At 69.4% G+C, this 17517-nt stretch carries 15 protein-coding genes; 7 read left to right on the top strand and 8 right to left on the bottom strand.

Annotated features, from left to right (window positions below; translation table 11 throughout):
- Nucleotides 1-12 precede the first annotated feature (12 nt).
- Both ACLJOK_RS04665 and ACLJOK_RS04660 read left to right on the top strand, forming a co-directional pair.
- Complete coding sequence (locus ACLJOK_RS04665) at nt 13-135, top strand: hypothetical protein (RefSeq protein ID WP_410816353.1); 123 nt, start codon at nt 13-15, stop codon at nt 133-135.
- Nucleotides 136-303: 168 nt separating this feature from the next.
- The gene (locus ACLJOK_RS04660) at nt 304-684 is read left to right on the top strand and encodes an Mth938-like domain-containing protein (protein ID WP_410816352.1); all 381 of its coding nucleotides are present in this window, start codon (nt 304-306) and stop codon (nt 682-684) included.
- 437 nt (nt 685-1121) lie between these two features.
- Here the strand turns inward: ACLJOK_RS04660 and ACLJOK_RS04655 are convergent, their stop codons facing one another.
- The 6 genes from ACLJOK_RS04655 to ACLJOK_RS04630 form a co-directional block, all read right to left on the bottom strand.
- Nucleotides 1122-2075: a fatty acid desaturase family protein gene (locus ACLJOK_RS04655; RefSeq protein ID WP_410816351.1), complete on the bottom strand. Its 954-nt coding sequence runs from the start codon at nt 2073-2075 to the stop codon at nt 1122-1124.
- 31 nt (nt 2076-2106) lie between these two features.
- Complete coding sequence (locus ACLJOK_RS04650) at nt 2107-3018, bottom strand: pyridoxal-phosphate dependent enzyme (protein WP_410816350.1); 912 nt, start codon at nt 3016-3018, stop codon at nt 2107-2109.
- 26 nt (nt 3019-3044) lie between these two features.
- Nucleotides 3045-9986: an amino acid adenylation domain-containing protein gene (locus ACLJOK_RS04645; RefSeq protein WP_410816349.1), complete on the bottom strand. Its 6942-nt coding sequence runs from the start codon at nt 9984-9986 to the stop codon at nt 3045-3047.
- Between the two features lie 395 nt (nt 9987-10381).
- Nucleotides 10382-10558 carry a hypothetical protein gene (locus ACLJOK_RS04640; protein WP_410816347.1) on the bottom strand — a complete coding sequence of 59 codons (177 nt, stop codon included), beginning with the start codon at nt 10556-10558 and terminating at the stop codon, nt 10382-10384.
- A 335-nt stretch (nt 10559-10893) separates the two neighbouring features.
- Nucleotides 10894-12144 carry an FAD-dependent oxidoreductase gene (locus ACLJOK_RS04635; RefSeq protein WP_410816346.1) on the bottom strand — a complete coding sequence of 417 codons (1251 nt, stop codon included), beginning with the start codon at nt 12142-12144 and terminating at the stop codon, nt 10894-10896.
- Nucleotides 12145-12233: 89 nt separating this feature from the next.
- Nucleotides 12234-12599 (bottom strand): MarR family winged helix-turn-helix transcriptional regulator, encoded by a 366-nt coding sequence (locus ACLJOK_RS04630; protein WP_410816345.1) that lies wholly within the window; start codon nt 12597-12599, stop codon nt 12234-12236.
- Nucleotides 12600-12969: 370 nt separating this feature from the next.
- Between ACLJOK_RS04630 and ACLJOK_RS04625 the strand changes: the two genes are divergently transcribed.
- From ACLJOK_RS04625 to ACLJOK_RS04605, 5 genes are all read left to right on the top strand, one after another.
- Complete coding sequence (locus ACLJOK_RS04625) at nt 12970-13509, top strand: DUF3159 domain-containing protein (RefSeq protein ID WP_410816343.1); 540 nt, start codon at nt 12970-12972, stop codon at nt 13507-13509.
- Nucleotides 13506-13862 (top strand): antibiotic biosynthesis monooxygenase family protein, encoded by a 357-nt coding sequence (locus tag ACLJOK_RS04620; RefSeq protein ID WP_410816342.1) that lies wholly within the window; start codon nt 13506-13508, stop codon nt 13860-13862. Before ACLJOK_RS04625 ends, ACLJOK_RS04620 begins: the two co-directional genes overlap by 4 nt.
- Complete coding sequence (locus ACLJOK_RS04615; RefSeq protein ID WP_410816341.1) at nt 13859-14275, top strand: hypothetical protein; 417 nt, start codon at nt 13859-13861, stop codon at nt 14273-14275. The genes ACLJOK_RS04620 and ACLJOK_RS04615 overlap by 4 nt, the downstream gene beginning before the upstream one ends.
- Nucleotides 14272-15852, top strand: a complete 1581-nt coding sequence (locus tag ACLJOK_RS04610) for a multicopper oxidase family protein (RefSeq protein ID WP_410816339.1) — start codon at nt 14272-14274, stop codon at nt 15850-15852. The genes ACLJOK_RS04615 and ACLJOK_RS04610 overlap by 4 nt, the downstream gene beginning before the upstream one ends.
- Before the next feature lie 75 nt (nt 15853-15927).
- Nucleotides 15928-16056 carry a hypothetical protein gene (locus ACLJOK_RS04605; protein ID WP_410816337.1) on the top strand — a complete coding sequence of 43 codons (129 nt, stop codon included), beginning with the start codon at nt 15928-15930 and terminating at the stop codon, nt 16054-16056.
- Nucleotides 16057-16130: 74 nt separating this feature from the next.
- On the opposite strand, the gene ACLJOK_RS04600 is transcribed toward ACLJOK_RS04605, so the two are convergent.
- Both ACLJOK_RS04600 and ACLJOK_RS04595 read right to left on the bottom strand, forming a co-directional pair.
- Complete coding sequence (locus ACLJOK_RS04600) at nt 16131-17075, bottom strand: TIGR01777 family oxidoreductase (protein WP_410816335.1); 945 nt, start codon at nt 17073-17075, stop codon at nt 16131-16133.
- Between the two features lie 157 nt (nt 17076-17232).
- Nucleotides 17233-17376 (bottom strand): hypothetical protein, encoded by a 144-nt coding sequence (locus ACLJOK_RS04595; RefSeq protein WP_410816334.1) that lies wholly within the window; start codon nt 17374-17376, stop codon nt 17233-17235.
- Nucleotides 17377-17517 lie beyond the last annotated feature (141 nt).

Raw genomic sequence — 17517 nt, 5'->3', positions numbered from 1 at the left:
AAGGAGGTCATTGTGACGACCGACGACCCGCAACTCCTGGGACACCGGCCATGCTGGGAGCAGCGTGCCGACCTCTTCGCCAACCTGCACCCGATCTGCTCCCAGTTGCAAGGCCAGGTCAACTACGCCATGTGACGACGTGAAGTTCCGGGCATCGATGACATGGTCTGCATCATTGCAGGGTCTATAAAGTCGTGCGGCCTGCTGATCGGCTGACCGCTGGCGGAGCTGTTAGGCGGTTGGTGGCGTTAAGCTCCGTCCGTGCCGCAGCGCCGTCGCGGCTCCCTCCAACGAGGAGACGCCGTGTCCAACGAAGCAACTCGTTCGCCGCTCGTTCTGTCGATCTCGTGGGGTCGGATGGACGTCGAGGGAATTGGGGTTGGCAAAGACTTCAAGCTCTACCCCGGCGGTGGCCGCCCGTGGGACTGGTCCGAGACCGGTACCCGCCACAGCCCCGGCATCCAGCCGGAAGATGTCCAGGAACTTCTATCTCATGGCGCCGAGACCGTCGTTCTGTCGCGTGGCATGGAACTGCAACTGCAGGTCGACCCGCGTACCCTCAGGCTGCTCGAGGAGCGCGGGGTGACCGTCCACGTGGTCGAGACCACCGAGGCAGTCCAGATTTACAACGACCTCGCCACCGGTGGCACCGCCGTCGCAGGGCTGTTCCACTCGACCTGCTAGACGACTCGGCTCGACCTGCTAGACGACCACAGACACGCTGGCAGCGGCACCATCGGCAGCATGGGCCACCCCCGCACTAACCACTGTGCACCAGCCGCACCCCGACAAGGGGCGTGTGGCGGCCGACCATCTGCTGAAACCAGCGGGGCGGGCGGAGACGATCCTACCCACCAAGCTGGTGATCCGCGGGCCCACCAGCACCCTTACCTGACCGCTGGCGAGGCCAGCTTCGCGGCCACGTTCGAGCCCTCGCCGTCCCAGCCGAGCAGCACGACGCTGAACTCGTACACCTGCGTGTAAGCGTCCGCGGCCCGCGCGGGCATCGCGACCATCCCGACCGAAACCAGGACGGCGGCGAGGATCGCGGCGACCGTCCTGATGCGACCCCCGTGCGTCGACCTCTGGTGAGTAAGCTGCGGCGTTCTTCTTGTCTCCCATTAGCAGCCCTCCCGTGGCCGCTCGGGGTGCTGCTTCGGGGCGCGCAGCGCCTGCCACAGCGTGCGGTAGAAGTCGGTGTACGCCCGCTCGACGTGTCTGGCGAGCCGCCTCGTTTCCTCGTGCCGGGCGGGGAGTTGGTTGATGGGTACGCTCATCGCGGCATGGTGCTCGATGTGCAGGTTGTTGCCGTTGGTGTACCAGGTGCTCAACCAGCTACCACGGATCGAACGGGTGTTGTGGAGCACGTTGGTGGTCTCGGTGTCGCAGAGGATGTGCTCGGGCAGCTCAACGAGAAAGTGCATCGGCACGGCGGCGACGACCGGCAGCACCCAGAGCAGCAGCACGTACTCACCGAGACCGGCGAGGGCCAGACCGATGGCGGTAAGGACTGCGGCACCTTGGACCAGGTGCTCCTGAACGACGTGGCGCCGCATTTTCGGGCTGATGTCACCGAACTCGTAGTTCCACCGTCCGGCCGCGCTGCGGACGACGTCCCGGAGCACGACCAGGACGCGGTGGTAGTCGAACGCACCGCGCAGCAGCGCCGCGAGTGTCAGCGATTGGCGCGTGTCGAAGCCGAAGAACTCGGTGTCGTGCGGGGTGCCCAGAAAGCGGTGGTGCTGCAGGTGCCGCACCCGGTAGTGGCTGTAGACGACGAACAGTGGGAGGCCGAGTGGCACCCCGACCAGGCGGTGAGGCCAGGCTCTGCGGAACGCCGAGTGGTGCAGGACCTGGTGTTGCAGCTCGACCGCGTGGGTGTACATGGCGGCTAGCAGCAGCACACCCGCGACGACCGCGACCGGCTCCGGACGCAGGGCGAGGGTGGCCCCGGCCGCGGTGATCAGGGCCAGGACGCCGAGCTTGCCGAGGAAGACGCGCTCGTCGGCGCCGGCGGTGCGGGCGCGGGTGAACAGCAGGGTGGGGGTGGACGCGGGCGCGGCGGTGAGCGTCATGGTTCTTCCTCGCAGGCGGGTGTGAGTGGGATCAGCGGCCGCTGAGCAGGACGACGTGGGTTCCGGCCAACGCGGTGCTGCGGGCGTGCGCGAGCAGCCCGGCCAGGGCGACCGAGCCGGCGGCGGTGGGCTGGGCTCCGTAATCGGCGAGCAGGTGCCCAGCGGTGAGCAGTTCGTCGTCGGTGGCCGCGTGCACGGCACCGCCGCTGGCCCTGATCGCATTGAGAGCCTCGGGACCCTGCAGCGCATGCCAGTTGACCAGCGGCTGGTTGTGGTCGGTAGTGGTGACGCCGTCCGGGTCGAGCATCCGGTACGGTCCCGGCCAGCTCGTCACCAGCGGGTTGTTGCCGGCCGAGCCGACGCCGTGCAGCGGGACGTCCCACCCGAGCTGACCCAGCGCCCTGTGTACGGCGATGACGGTGGTGCCGTTGCCGACCGGGATCCACAGCGCCGCCGGCGGTTCGTTGAGCTCGGCGTGCAGGGCATGGGCGACGGTGCCGTGGCCGGTGAACACCGCTTCGACGTAGGGTCCGTCGACGTTGCCGTCGATCGCGCCGTCGAGGGTGGCCAGCCGTCGAGACTCGTCGACCGCGTCCTCGTAGCTGCCGTCTATGAGGTGCACGTCCGCACCGGCCGCGCGCATGAAGGCTCCGCCGTCGCTCCAGCCGGTGGGCAGCACGACGGTGCAGGGCATGCCGATGGCGCCGCAGGCCATCGCCATCGCGCGTCCATAGTTACCGCAGGTAGCGATGACGATGCGCCGTCGACCGTCGGCGATCGCCCGGGCGACGACCTGGCGTGCGGCCGGTTCCTTGTGGCTTCCGGACGCGTACCGGGTCTCGTCCTTGATGAGGATCCGGGCGCCGGGTACGAGGTCCTGCGCGTCGATCAGAGGGGTCCCGTACGCGTCGATGGGGTGCTCGACGTAGGTGTCGACGGACATGTGGCGGCCTTTCGCGAGGGTGATTGTCAGCGGGGGGTGGACAGAGCGGCGTCGGCCGCGCGCTGCAGGTCGTCGCGGGAGCCGATCTCGGCGGGTGGGAGGGCGTCGGGCAGGTCGTCCTCGAGCAGGCGCAACCGGCGGTCGAGCCAGCCCCGAACGGCCCACGCGAGTTGCAGCAGGCCGCTGACGATCACCAGCAGCGCGAGGCCGCGGCCGGGTCCGGTGCCGAGCACCTCACCGACGCTGCCGGCGAGGGCGCCGCCGGGCTCGAGCACCGGCTGGACGTACCGTTCGGCGAGAGGGCCGACCACCAGGTAGCCGATCGGCATCGTGAGCATCATCAGTGAGATGAAGATCGACAGGACGCGGCCCTGCAACTCGAAGCCGACCTTCGTCTGCACGACGGCGATCCAGTGCCCCTCGGCGAGCGACTCACCGAAGGTCAGCAGAAACATGCCCACGATCACCCACACCGGGCCGGTGCCGAACCCGACGACGGTCATCGCGATGCTCGCCAGACCCATGAAGAGGATGAGGCCATGGGCGCGGCGGACGGTCCCGCCCCAGACGCCCATGACCACACTGCCGGCAAGCCCTCCGACGCCCCCGGCGCCCAGGGCCAGACCGAGCACCGCCGGGCTCTGCTCGATGAGCAGCATCGGGGTGATGACGGCGAAGCCGAGCGTGTAGAAGGCATGGTCGACGATGAAGAACCGCAATGCGGCGCGCAGGCCGGGGCGGCGGATGATGTAGCGCCAGCCGTTGGCGATCTCGGTGCGGAACGTCTCCTCCCGCCGGTGGAACATCAGGTTCGGAAACCGCACCAGCAGGAGCGACAGCACCCCGGCAACGAAGGTGGCGGTGTCGATGAGCAGCACGCCGGAAACGCCGATGGTGGCGATCAGGCCGGCGCCGAGCAGCGGGGCGAACACGGTGCCGACCGAGACGCCGAGCTGGCTGATGCCGTTGGCGTGCCCGAGGAACCGCTTGGGCACCAGCTGGGCGACGGCTGCGAGATAGGCGGGCCGTTGGAACGCGCCAGCCATCGAGGTGACCGACACCGCCAGGTAGATCTGCCAGAGCTGTAGGCCGCCACCGGCGAACACCGTCACCGCGAGCGCCACCATGGACAGGCCCGCGACCGTGTCGCTGGCAAGCATCACCCGTCGCCGGTCCCAGCGGTCGGCGACCGCGCCGGCGATCGGCCCGACGAAGATGCCGGGCAGCAGGCCGATCGCGTTGACGACGGCGAAGTCGGTGAGGGATCCGGTGCGTTGGAAGACCCAGATGCTGAGGACGAGAGCGCTGAGCCCACTGCCGATCATCGAGAGGAACTGACCGGCGGCGACCGTCGCGAAGCGCGCGAGACTCGGCGCCGGCCCCGCCTGGTGGTTCTGGTGCGCCGGTTCGGTCGTCGCGCCGCCCGCGAACGCCACGAGCTCGGCAGCCAGCGGCTGCGCGTGCGACTTGACGAAGAAGTGCCCAGCCTTGGGCAGGACCGCGAGGTGCACACCGCCCCCGCCGAAGTGCTCCCACTCGTGGAAGCGCTCCTGGTAGTGCTCGGTCACCCGGTCGCGCGAGCCCACGACTGCCAGCACGGGAGCCTTCAGTCTGGCGGTCTGCTCCCCGTAGGCGGCGGTGAAGAACTCCTCGGCGTCGCGGGCGTCGTGCCGGACGTTACGCAGCACGAACGCCTGCTGCTGCGGGTCGTCCACGTCGGTGAAGCCGCCGCGCCCCCGCAGATAGGCCAGGTACTCGCGGTCCGAGGTCATCGCGTCGGTCGGCACGAACCGGTAGAACCAGTCGAAGATCCGTCCCGGCAGCCGGGCCGTCGGGAAGCCCGCGCCGAGCGCCACACCCGCGAGCTCGACGCCCGCCTCCTCGGCCCGCCGGGCGATCTGCATCGTGACGGCGACGCCGAGGCAGTGGCCGTACAGCAACACCGGTCCGCTGACCGCCTGCAGCTCGACGAGCACCCGCTCGGCAACCTCGGCCGAGGGCAGCAGCGGCTCGTCGGGGCGGGCGTAATCGTGCCCGGGCAACTCCACGGCCAGCAGCGCCCAGGTGGATGGCAGCGCGTCGGCCAGCGGCTGGTAGGCGACCGCACTGCCACCCGAGTACGGAACGCCGACGACAGTCACGCCACCCGCCGCGAGGTCCGCGTCGCGTGGGGTGAGCCGGTGCAGCATCCGCCGCTCGGCGGGCGGGCTCTCCACACGGCTGTCCAGCAGTGCCGCGAGTCGGCGTACGGTCGGCTGCTGGTAGAGGTCGAGCAGCGTGGGCGCCGGCGTGATCTGCCGGACCACCTTCAGCGCCGCGAACGAGTCCCCGCCGAGGGCGAAGAAGCTGTCGTCAAGACCGACGTCGGCGACACCGAGCACGGCAGACCACGCCTCGGCGATCGCCTTCTCGCGTGGTGTCCCCGGCGCGGGGCCGGTCACTGTGGCACCGGTCTGCGGCGGCGCGGGCAGACGGCGCCGGTCGAGTTTGCCGTTGGGCGTCAACGGCAGTGCGCTCAGGGTCAGCACGCGGGCGGGGACCATGTGCACGGGCAGGGCGTGACCCAGCGCGTCGCGGAGCGCGGCCTCGTCAGCCTCCCCGCCGGTGGCCGTGACCACGTATCCGATCAGACGGGCGATACCCGAGGTCGGGGTGTGCACGGCGACCGCACACGACGCGACGCCCGGCAGGGCGCCCAGTGCGGCCTCCACCTCACCCAGTTCGATCCGGTAACCGTTGACCTTGACCTGGTCGTCGAGGCGGCCGAGGAAGTCGACAGTGCCGTCGGCGTGGAAGCGGGCGGCGTCGCCGGTGCGGTACATGCGGGCGCCGGGTTCGGGCGCGTGGGGGTCATCGACGAAACGGTCGGCGGTCAGCTCCGGCCGCCTGTGGTATCCGGGAGCGACACCGGCCCCGCCCAGGTACAGCTCGCCGACGATACCTGCGGGTACCGGCTCGCCGTGGGCGTCCAGCACGTACACGCGGTTGCGGGCAAACGGGCGCCCGATCGGTAGCGGCGCCTCGGCGGGCAGATGCGCCGCGGATCCGTCGAACCAGACGTTGTCGACGGTCACCTCTGTCACGCCGTACGCGTTGACCACCCGGCCGTGCGGCCCGACCAGACGGCGGGCCAGCTCGTACTCGTGCACGTGCCACTTCTCGCCGCCGCCGATGAGCATCCGCAGCCAGGGAAGGCCCGCGCCCGTGCGGTCGGCGTGCGCGAGCAGCCCGCGCAGCACGGCCGGAACCAGTTCGGTGCACTCGACCCGTTCGGTGCGCATCAGCTCGTACAGGTCGGCCGGGTCGAGCAGCGTCTCCCGGGGCACGACCACCAGCCGCCCACCGCTGGTGTGGGCCCGCAGCGTCTCCCCGACGAACATGTCGAAGGAGAAGCTGGCCGCCTGCTGGTACGTCCATTCCGGGCGGAGGTCGTAGGCGCGTTGCCACATGTCGGCGGCGTGCACCAGGTTGCGGTGTGTCACGACGACGCCCTTGGCCTTGCCGGTGGAGCCGGAGGTGTAGATGACATACGCCGGGTCGTCCGCCGCGGCGGCCGGCGGCAGGTCGCTGCCGTCCTCCGGCAGCGGGCCCTGCAGGTACGCGGCGTCAATCAGCACTGTGGCACCGCTGTCGGCGAGCATGTAGTCGAGCCGTTCGCGCGGGTAGGCGGGGTCGAGCGGCACGTAGGCCGCGCCGGCCTTGAGCACGCCCCACATCGCGACGAACAGGTCGATGCCCCGGTCCAGGCAGATCGCCACCCGGTCGCCGGGTCGGACACCGGCGGCCCGCAACCGCCGGGCGACGCGGTTGGCCCGCAGGTTCACGTCGCCGTAGCTCATCGTGTCGCCGCGGAACGTCAGCGCCGGCGCGTCGGGGCTGGCTGCGGCATGCCGCTCGAACAGCTCGTGGACCGTCGTCGCGTCCGGAACGGGCACCGTGACGTCGTTCCAGTCGTGCAGGATCCGGTGCCGCTCCTCGGCGGTCAGCAGCGGCAGGCGTAGCACCTCGGTGCCCGGGTCGCTCGCGGCGGCGGTCAGCAGGGTGAGCAGGTGGTCGGCCAGCGCCGCCACCCGCGCCTCGTCGAACAGTTCGGTGGCGTAGTCGATGGTCAGCACAGGTCCGTCGACCGGGAAGTCCAGGCCAATGGCGAGGTCCACCATGGTGGCGGCAGGCGGGAGTTCCCCGGCGTACCGGACGGCGGTGTCGCGCGGTGCCGGCGTGTTGTGCACGGTGAGCATCACCGGGCTGACCCGGTTCCGGTTGCCGCTGCCGGGCCGCGCCAACGCGTCGATCAGGTCGGGCAGGGCGAGCGTCTGGTGGTCGAGGTCGGCCAGGACGGCGTCGCGGACCCGCGCGACCAGTTGGGTGAACGTCGGTGCTCCGGCCACGTCGCCCCGCATGGGCAGGATGTTGAGCAGCGGTCCGACCAGGGCGGCCTCGCCCGCTCCGGTGCGCCCGGCGACCGGCGTCAGCACGGTCACGTCGGTTCGGCCGGTGTAGCGGGCGAGGACCGTCTGCAGTCCGGCCAGCACCACCATGAACAGGCTTGCGCGCTCGCCTCGGCCGTAGCCGCGCAGCCGCTCGAGGAGCGCCGGGTCGACGTGACGGGTCAGCCGCGCGGCGGCGAAGGACCGGGCCACCGGGCGCGGCCGGTCGGCGGGCAGTTCCAGGTCGAGGTCCGCGTCGACGAACCGCTGCCGCCAGTACTCCCGCAGCGCCGCGTCGGAGCGGGCGGCCGTGTTCCGCACCGCCAGATCGGGCAGCGCGACTGCAGGGGCCAGGTCGGGCTCAGCACCGGTACGGGCGGCGCGGTACAGCGCGGCCAACTCCTCCCCGACGACCGTGGCGGACCAGCCGTCGAACACCAGATGGTGCACGACCAGAACCAGCTCCGTACCGTCGACGCCCAGGTAGGCCCGCGCGAGCGGCCCGGCGGCGAGATCGAACTTCGCCGTGACCGGCTCACCCTGCACCAGCTCGAGCAGGGCGTCGGAGCCGATCACCATCCGCGGCTCGGCACCGTCGTCGGGAAACCGGGCCCGCAGCAGTGGGTGTCGACGAGCCAGCGCAGTGAGGGCTCGGGCCAGCGCGGCGGGGTCGACCGGCTCGGCGAAGCGGTAGCGGATACCCAGGGTGTGCGCGGGCAGGTCGGCGCAGACCTGCTCGGCGACCCAGAAGTCCCGCTGCAGTGAGCTCAGCGCCACCGGGACGCCCTCGGCCACGGCGGCCGTCTCGGCCACCGCGCCGGTGCCGGTGCTCGTGACGAGGGTCGCCACCTCCGCCAGGGTGGGCGCCGCGTACAGCCGGCTCAGCGTCAGCTCCACGCCGTGCTCGTGCCGCAGGGCGCTGATCATCCGTACGGCGTCGAGGGAGTCGCCGCCGAGTGCGAGGAAGTCGTCGTCCCGGCGTACCTGCGCGAGACCGAGCACCGCCGTCCAGATCCGGGCCACCGCGCGCTGCGCCGGGGTGAGGCCGGTGTCCACGACCGGGCCGTCCGGGACAACCGCGGCCAGGGCCCGCCGATCGACCTTGCCCTGCACGGTCAGCGGCAGGCGGTCGTGGCGCACCAGAGCAGCCGGGACCAGGTACGCGGGAAGCACGTCGGCCAGGGCGGCGCGAACCACGATCAGGTCGATCCCGCAGTCGGCCACCACGTGTCCGGTCAGCCGCGCCTGGCCGCCCCGCTCACCGAGCACCACAACGGCGTCCTCGATGCCCGGCGCGGCCCGCAGCGCCGCCTCAATCTCTCCCGGCTCGACCCGGAAGCCACGAATCTTCATCTGCTCGTCTAGGCGCCCCAGGAACTCCAGCGACCCGTCCGCGGCGCGGCGCACCCGGTCCCCGGTGCGGTACTCACGGCCGGTAGGCCCCGGCCGGAAACGCTCGGTGGTCAGCTCCGGCCGGCGCAGGTACCCGGTGGCCACCTGGGCTCCGCCGATCGCCAACTCCCCGGCTTCGCCGTCGGGAGTCTCGCCGCCGTCCGCGGCCAGTACGCGACAGGTGACCCCGGGCAGCGGGTGCCCGATCGGCACGGCGTCGCCGGCCCAGCCGGTCAGGTCGGCGACGGTGACGACGACTGTGGCCTCGGTCGGCCCGTAGGTGTTGAGCAGCCGTACCCCGGGACCGGCAGCACGCTGCCACCGGCGCACCGCGTCGGGCCGCGCGGCCTCGCCCCCGATGATCGCCAGCCGGACCGTGGCGGGCAGCGTCGCCTCGGCACGGTCCAGGGCGGCGACCAGGTCGTGCCAGTACGCGGTCGGCAGGTCCAGCACGGTGATGCCGAGTCGCGCGCAGCCGTCCAGGAACAGGTCGGGGCGGCTGATCATGTCATCGTCGCGCAGCACGACGGCCGCCCCGCAGGTCAGCGCCGGGAAGATCTCCTCGACGCTGGCGTCGAAGCTCAGCGACGCGAATTGCAGGACGCGGTCGGCGGCGGTGAGCTCGTAGCGCTGCCGGGCGGCGGCGCAGAACGCGGCGAGCGCGGACGTCGGCACGAGCACGCCCTTGGGCCGCCCGGTCGACCCGGACGTGTACACGACGTAGGCCGCTCCCGCGCCAGCCGCTGCGTACGCCTCCGTTCCGAGCGGGGTGTCCGTCGCGGTGACACCGTCCGCAGTGATGACCGCCCGGGGCCTCGCGTCGGCGAGGATGAGTTCCTGACGGGCCGCCGGATAGGCAGGGTCGATGGGCACGTAGCCCGCGCCCACCCGCAGGACCGCAAGCATCGCCACGACAGCGTCGCGGCTGCGCGGCATGCGCAGCCCCACCAGGTCGCCGTCCGACACCCCGGCCACCGTCAACTCCGCGGCCCGCTCCTCGACGCGGGCAACCAACTCCGCGTAGGTCAGGTCACCCGCGCCGTCGACCACCGCCGCAGCCGCGGGCTGGCGCCGGGCCTGCGCGACGATCGCCTGCCACAGTGGACCCTCCCCCACCGGCGATGTGCGGGTGTCGATGGCCTGACTCATGAAGGGCTCCCAGGTGTCGCAGACAGCGAAAGGCGTGCCGGCGCAAGACCCTAGGGACCTACTGGGGTTCGCGGATGAACACCGGCCGACGCCCGGAAGGACCTTGATCACGGGTGCGTTCACCTCGTGAACGCCACTGCCCACCGGCCAGTGCTGCGGTCGCCTGCGGGAACATGGTCAACGCCCACCCGTCGGCAATGAACTGTGCGTGAACGCGACGACGACGCAGATGCACCGCTCATGCAGTCGCGGTCTCGTCTGACGGATCAGCTGCCAGCGCACTTGGCTGGCGATCGGCGTCTCTCAGCGAGACCGCCGCCCGCTATGGGCTCCGCCCGCCGTCATCAGCTGATCCGGCTGCCACGCCGACGACCGCTTGGCGGATGGTCACCACGTCACAGATAGACCACGAGCGTGGTCGTGATCAGCGCGACGACAACCGCAAGGCTCATAACGAGGAGTACTCCGGTGAGGCGATGATGGGCGACCGGGCTACGGGCGAGCGGTTGCTGCAGCGCGGAAAACGTCGTCGCGCCGAACAGTGCCAGCGTAAGAACCACAACAATGATCATGGGTTGACCAGTCGTCGAGGGAATCAGCCTCCTTGAAGGTTCCACTACGGGAGCAGTTTGACTGACGTCCGAACGTGAACTCTTAGCGAACGAATGAGTGTCGAGCGGCTCCTCGGGGCACCACTCGACGCCGACCGACGCCAGCCATCCCGAGAGCTGCAACGAACTGGGTCGACTGAGCTGTCCTTCCGCGCTCTCTGCGCGGCATGAGCGTTCACGAGCTGGACTGGCCGCCGTTCGTGCCGAAGCGTTTCCGTCAGAGGCGCCGACCGCCGGTTCGGTCGCCGCTCCGGCTGTCGCGAAGCCAGGATGGCCCTCAGAGATGTCATGGTCCATTAGATCGACGGCCCGAAGATCTTGCGCCGTAGGGCGGGGATGGCCGCGCTAGCACGGAGAAGTGCACGGAATGCGGTCCGGTTCGCTGGTGTGGCGAGGGCGGCGTTGGTGGCGTTTCGGGTCGAGAGGGCTAGGGCTTGGTTGGCGTAGTGTCGCATCGCTGTTTCGTAGACACCGATGCTATTCACCGGGTCGGTGCCAGTGTTGAGGGCTCGGCGGAGGTGGTCGGCGTCGCGCAGGGCGGTGTTGGCGCCGATGCCTGCCATGGGTGTCATGTTGTGGATGGCGTCGCCGAGGAGTGTGACTCGCGAGGGTGCCCACTCGGGGAGCTGGGGCATGGTCCGTAGCGGCACGGTGGTGATGGTCGCGGCGTCCGTGGCGTCGACCAGGGTCCGTAGCGGTGCTGCCCAGTCGTGGACGCGTTCGGCGACGAGTCGCTTGAGCTGGATTTCGTCGAGGTCTTTCATTCCCTGCGGGTACGAGTTCTCCGATCCGGCCCAGGCCCAGACGACGTACTCGGCGGCGCCGTTGCTGACGTCGGTGTTGTCGGGATCGCCACTGGGCCAGGTAGAGAGGAACATCCACCCGTTGCCGGCGGGGACGACGTTGTTGATGCCGCCGTCGGTGAAGTCGGCTGGTAGGGCGGCGGCGACGGTGCCTGCCAGGGGGACGCGGCCGGCGATGTTGATGATGCCGAGTTCCTGACGTTGCAGGCCGGGAAGACGTTGGTGGCGTACCCGGGAGTTGCTGCCGTCGGCGCCGACCAGGATGTCGCCGTCGGTGTGGGAGCCGTCGGCGAAGTACACCCGGACGCCGGCGCTGTGTAGCTCGTAGTGGGTGAACTTCTTGTCCCAGTGCACGAGAGGTTCCGCTTCGTCTTCGGTGCGGGTGTTGTGCAGGAGGGCTTCGTGGAGCTTGCCGCGGCTGATCGCGCGGCGTTTGGTGATCGGGTCGGTGGTGTCCTCGGGGAACCTCTTGTCGATGGTGGCCAGGACGCCGCGGCGGGGATCGTGGAATCGGATGATCAGCGGTACGGGAGTTCCGGCCGCGTCGATCATCTTCCAGTTTTGATCGGGGAGGCAGGCGTGCAGGGCGCGCAGGCCATCGGCGTTGAGGTGGATCCCGTAGCTGGCCGGTTGCTGTGCGCGGTGCGCCGATCGTTCGAACACTCGGGCGTCGATTCCTGCGCTTCGTAGTCCGTGCAGGAGGGTGAGCCCGCCGAGGCCCCCGCCGATGATGAGAACGCGCATGAGGTGCTGCCTTTCGTGCCAGCGAGCTGACGGTAAGGGCCCGCCGGACGACATCGGGCGGCTTGAGACGGGCGGTGAGCGGCCGGGTATCAGTCGGGTGGGTTCACGGGGGCGACCATCGTGCGCAGGAGCCGCTGGAGTTGCTGAGTCTGCGTTGGAGTGAGAAGAGCGGTTGCGGTCGCGGCGGCGGGTTCGGCAGCCTGGTGCGCTTGGGCGAAGACATCACGGCCGTGCTCGGTCAGGGTGACGGCCCGCAGCCGCCGATCGCCGGGCACCAGCTGGCGTGAAGCGAGGTCGAGTCGTTCGAGGTCGTCGACAATCCGGACGATCGAGGCTTTGTCGTGGTTTGTTTGCGCGACGAGGTCACGTTGGCTGAGCGGACCCGAGGCGTGCAGCCGCATCATCACCATCAGGTGGCGCCGCTCGATGCCGAACGGCGCCAGAGCGCCGTCCATCGCCGCCGCCACGCGGTCGTGCGCCTGACGCAGCAGCAGCCCGATCGCAAAGGGTGACCCTTCCTCCGGGTTCTCCGGAGTGCCGGACGTAGCTGACTGGCTGGCGGAAACTGGATCTATAGGCACAGTCGAACACTATCTCACCTGACACAGGTTTGCAAGAAACCGTTTCACGTGTAACCATTTTCCCATGAGCGACCAACGAGCGACCCTTACGATCGGCGATCGGATGCCCGAGCACGGCGTCAGCCGCCACCCCCAACCACAACCGCGATCTGGCCCGCCGCAACGCCGTCCCCAGGGACCGGAGTCGGGTTGGGCGGCGATCAGGCAGACATGGAGCGACCCGGACCGCTGGATCGGGATCGTCATGGCCGCGGCGCCGGGCCTGGTGTTCGTGGCAGTGAACGTCGTGGCCGCCCTGTACCCGGCGATCATCGCTGCGGCCGCAGCCGCTGTCGCCGGGCTGGGCCTTCGGCTGGCGCGCCGACAGTCTCCGAGATCGGCGCTGATCGGCATCCTTGTCGTGACGGTGTGCGCGGTGGTCGCCGCCGTCACCGGCGACGCGCGGGGTTTCTTCCTGGTCCCAACCCTGATCCCGTTCGCCGTGATCATGGCCTGCCTGGCCACCATCATCGCGCGCCGGCCATTGACCGGACTACTGCTCAACCGGGTCACCGGCGGCCCTCATGACTGGTACCGCAACCCCGCACTGGGCCGCGTCCACCTGGCCGCCACCAGTGCGGCGATCGGTATCAACGTCATCAACGCCGCCGTGCAGGTGATCTTGTATGACCGGGGCGACACCGTCCTACTCGCCGTCGCCCACGCGGCCACCGGACCGATCTTCGCCACCCTCGTCGCGGTCACGATTGTCGCCGTCCGCAAGACCCTGGCGGCTCAGCGATGACCACCCCTACCGAAGGCCCAGCAAGCCGACCAGACAATCCGGCAGCGACCAGCGGCGAGCTGACCGTGACGAGCGTCTTCACCGTGACCGAACAACACCAGGACCAGCTGTACGCGATGCTGACCGCCAACGGCCACGACGTACTGGAGCACACGCCCGGTTTCCTCGGCTCGACACTGACCCGGTCCGACGACGGGCGACATGTCATCCACCACGCGCGTTGGCGCGACGACGACGCCCTGGCGGCAATGCTGGCCAGCCCTGGCGGCCGTTCCAGCATGGCGGCTTCTCGCCTGCTCGCCGACGTGCAGGTCATCCGCTCTCACCACACCCTGGCATTCGACGCATCGTGACGACCACGCGGACCACACCATCCCTGCAGTCCCAACCCACGTCGTCGAAGCGGCGGTGGCCGATCTGGCTGTTCCGGCTCACCATCACCACCGCCGCGGTTCTGGCCTTCGACCAGGCCGTCTTCGCCGGCCAGTTCCTGTCCGGCAGCTACGGGGCACTGCACCTGCACCGGGACACCGCCACCTCCACCGTCGCGGCGCTCGCGGCCAGCGTCGTCACCGCGACCCTGTGGCGCCGCGCCGGGGCAGGCCCACGCTGGCCGCTGCCCGCGTCGATCGTGCTGATCGTCCTGACCGCACTGCAGACCTGGCTCGGCTATCAACTGATCCTGGCCGTGCACATCCCCCTGGGCGTCACCATCATCGTGCTGCTGATCGCACTCACCGCCGCTGCGTGGAGGAAGACCCGATGAGCGCCATCAGCCGCAGAACCTTCCTCGGCATCGCCGCAGCCGGGATCGCCGCCGCCGGGATCGGCGTCCCCTTCGTCAGCGGCATCGCCGGCGCCAGTTCCACCGGCAAGGTCCTGCCCAGCCGCGCACCGCTCCCTCCGCCATTCCGACGGCGGCTCACCCTCCCGCCCGTACTACGCCCGACCCGCTCCGACGCGACCACCGACTACTACGACATCGTGCAAAGCGTTACGAGGGCCACGATCCTGCCTGGGCTGTCGACCGAGTTGTGGGCCTACAACGGCTCTTTTCCCGGGCCCACCGTCCGCAGCAGACGAGGCCGCACCGTCAAAGTCCGGCACACCAACAACCTGCCGCTACCCACCGTCGTCCACCTGCATGGCGGACGGACACCACAGGACAGCGACGGCTACCCGACCGACTACGTCTACCCGACCGACATGAGCTACTACACCCGGCACCACCGCCATGAACACACGGGCAGCGGCCACGACATGGTCACCGGCGGCGACACCCGACAAGGTGAGCGGACCTATACCTTCCCGCTAGAGCAGCGGGCAGCGACCCTGTGGTACCACGACCACCGCATGGACTTCACCGGTCCCAGCGTCTGGCGAGGACTGGCCGGCTTCCACCTGCACCACGACGACGAAGAAGCAGATCTTCGCCTGCCGGACAACGAGCATGAGCTGCCACTGATGATCACCGACCGCAGCTTCGACACCGACGGATCGCTGCTCTACCCCAGCCTCGACCCCACCTTGGTGAACCAACACGGGGTCCACGGCGACTACGTCGCCGGCGTGCTCGGTGACGTCATGCTCGTCAACGGCACACCCTGGCCCATCGCACCGGTCGAACGGGGCACCTACCGTTTACGCCTGCTCAACGCCTGCAACGCCCGACGACTGTCACTGCGCCTTGACCCGGCGCCCCCGTCCGCCATCACCCAGATCGGCACTGATGGAGGTCTTCTCACCGAACCCATCCGACACGACCACCTCGAACTGGCCCCCGCCCAACGCCTCGACGTACTCGTCGACTTCTCCCACTACGCCCCGGGCGCCGAAGTCACCCTGGTCAACGACTTCGGCACTGCAGCAATGGGACAGGTCATGCGATTCGTCGTCGGCGAAGGCCGGCCGCAGACATTCACGGTGCCGGATCGACTCTCCACCATCCCGGTTCTGCGGCCAGCCGACGCGGTCGTCACCCGCAAGTTCGACTTCCGGGCCGGTGACGTCAACGACCACGACGGCTGGCTCATCTCCCAAGCCCCGTTCAGCCCCGACTCCATCGCCGCGCACGTCCGCCTCGGCAGCACCGAAATCTGGCAGCTGAACGCCGACTTCCACCATCCCGTCCACATCCACCTCAGTCCCTTCCAAGTCCTGGCTCGGGGCAGTGGAGGCCCAGGTCCGTTCGACGCGGGCTGGAAGGACACCATCGACCTGCGCCCCGGCGAACAAGCCAAGATCCTCATCCACTTCGACGGGTACCAGGGCAAATACATCTTCCACTGTCACAACCTCGAACACGAAGACATGGCCATGATGGCCAACTTCGTCGTGAGTTGAGCCTTCGAACTGCTGCCCTTGTCGACCATGACGTGGTCCCGGGTGGATGCAACGCGGCCGCGACGGCGGCCCGCGTTGTCCCTGCCGGACTACACGGGCCAGGCAAGCCCGGATCTCGGTGAGACCCGCGAGTCCGAGGTGTTCATCGTCGAGGGTGACTTGGCCGGCGGCTCGAACGCAGATCGCGGCAAGGAGGACGCGTGACCTTCCACCGCCGGTCGGCGCGATTCGTCACTGGAAGTGTGGTCGCTCGTCGTCTCGGCTTTGGCGCGAGGTCGCTAGCCTCGGCGGCGCCGTGAGGCCAGGTCTTCGGCCGCGGTCTGCCACTTCGGATAGCCGAACGTGAAACCAGCATCAGAGAGGCGTCCCGGGGTGACTCGCCGGCTCTTCAGCAGCAGCTCGGTGTCCGACCGGATTGCGAACGCGCCGACCTCAGCCATCAGCCTGGTGGCCGGCAGGCCGACCGGCATCCGCCAGGCTGAACGCAACTCTCGCATGAATTCCCGCTGTGGCAACGGGCCGGGTGCGGCTAGGTTCACAGCCCCGGTGAGGTCGTCGCGTTCGATCAGGAATCGGATGGCGCGGGCGAAGTCCTGGTCGTGGATCCACGAGACATACTGCCTGCCGCCCGCGACCGGTCCGCCAAGTCCGAGCCGCGCCAGCCAGCTCAGCACGTCGAACACACCACCGCGGTCGGGGCTCATCACCATGGCCGACCGCAGCGCAACTTTACGGGTGTCCGGAGTCGCCGCCGCCTGCTCCTGCGCGCCTTCCCAATCCTGAGCGATCTTGACGCTGTACGCCCAGTAGCCGGGCACACCGCGCTCGCCACCGCCGATCAGACCGCCGTACTCATCGTTGGCCGCGTCAAAGCGGTGCGCATAGATCGTCGCGGTGCTCATCTGCATCCAAACCTTGGGTGGCCGGGCCGCCTCGGCGATGGCCTCGCCGACAACCCGCGCTGACTCCACACGGGAACTCATCATGGCTTCGAGGTTCTCCACGGTGTACCTACAGCTCACACTGCGTCCCGCTAGATTGATGACCACATCGCTGCCGTTGATCTGCTTGGCCCAATCGCCAAGCGTGGAGCCGTCCCAGTGGACCTGCCGCTCACCCTTCGGTGAGCGTGTCAACAGCACAACGGCGTGACCCTCCGCAGTCAACGCCCGATCCAGAATCGTGCCGACCTGCCCGGTCCCACCGGGAATGACGACCTTCACAGCCCCTCCTCATCCGACACCTCATTTTGAACATGTTCAACCACGCCGTGAGCGTACGGCTACGCCGGACCTCCGGCCGCCTTGCCACGGCAGGGCAGGGCACAGTGAACCTTCGCTACGTGCCTACTTCGCTGGCCTGCACCCAGCGGTTGATAGCTCATGTCGGCGTCAGTCGCGGCCACCGGCCGTAGCAGTGGCCTTGCCCGTTCTTGCACCCCAGCGGCAGCACCACACCGATGCTGCTGGCCACCATGTCCAGCCCTACCTTGACCAGGTACACCACGAGGACGGCAGTGATCACGGCGGAACCGCCCTGCCTGCCCACGTACCATCGACTGCGATGCGGCACCGCGGCCACCTGGCGCCCTCGCACCACGACCCTGCGATGCACGGATCGACACAACCCGCTACGCGTACTTCCGAGTGACACCTCGACCTAGAC

Source organism: Micromonospora sp. 050-3, from assembly GCF_046549335.1.
Classification (GTDB): Bacteria; Actinomycetota; Actinomycetes; order Mycobacteriales; family Micromonosporaceae; genus Micromonospora; species Micromonospora trifolii.
Note: the sequence above shows the minus strand (reverse complement) of the source record. Positions and strands in the feature narration are given on the sequence as shown.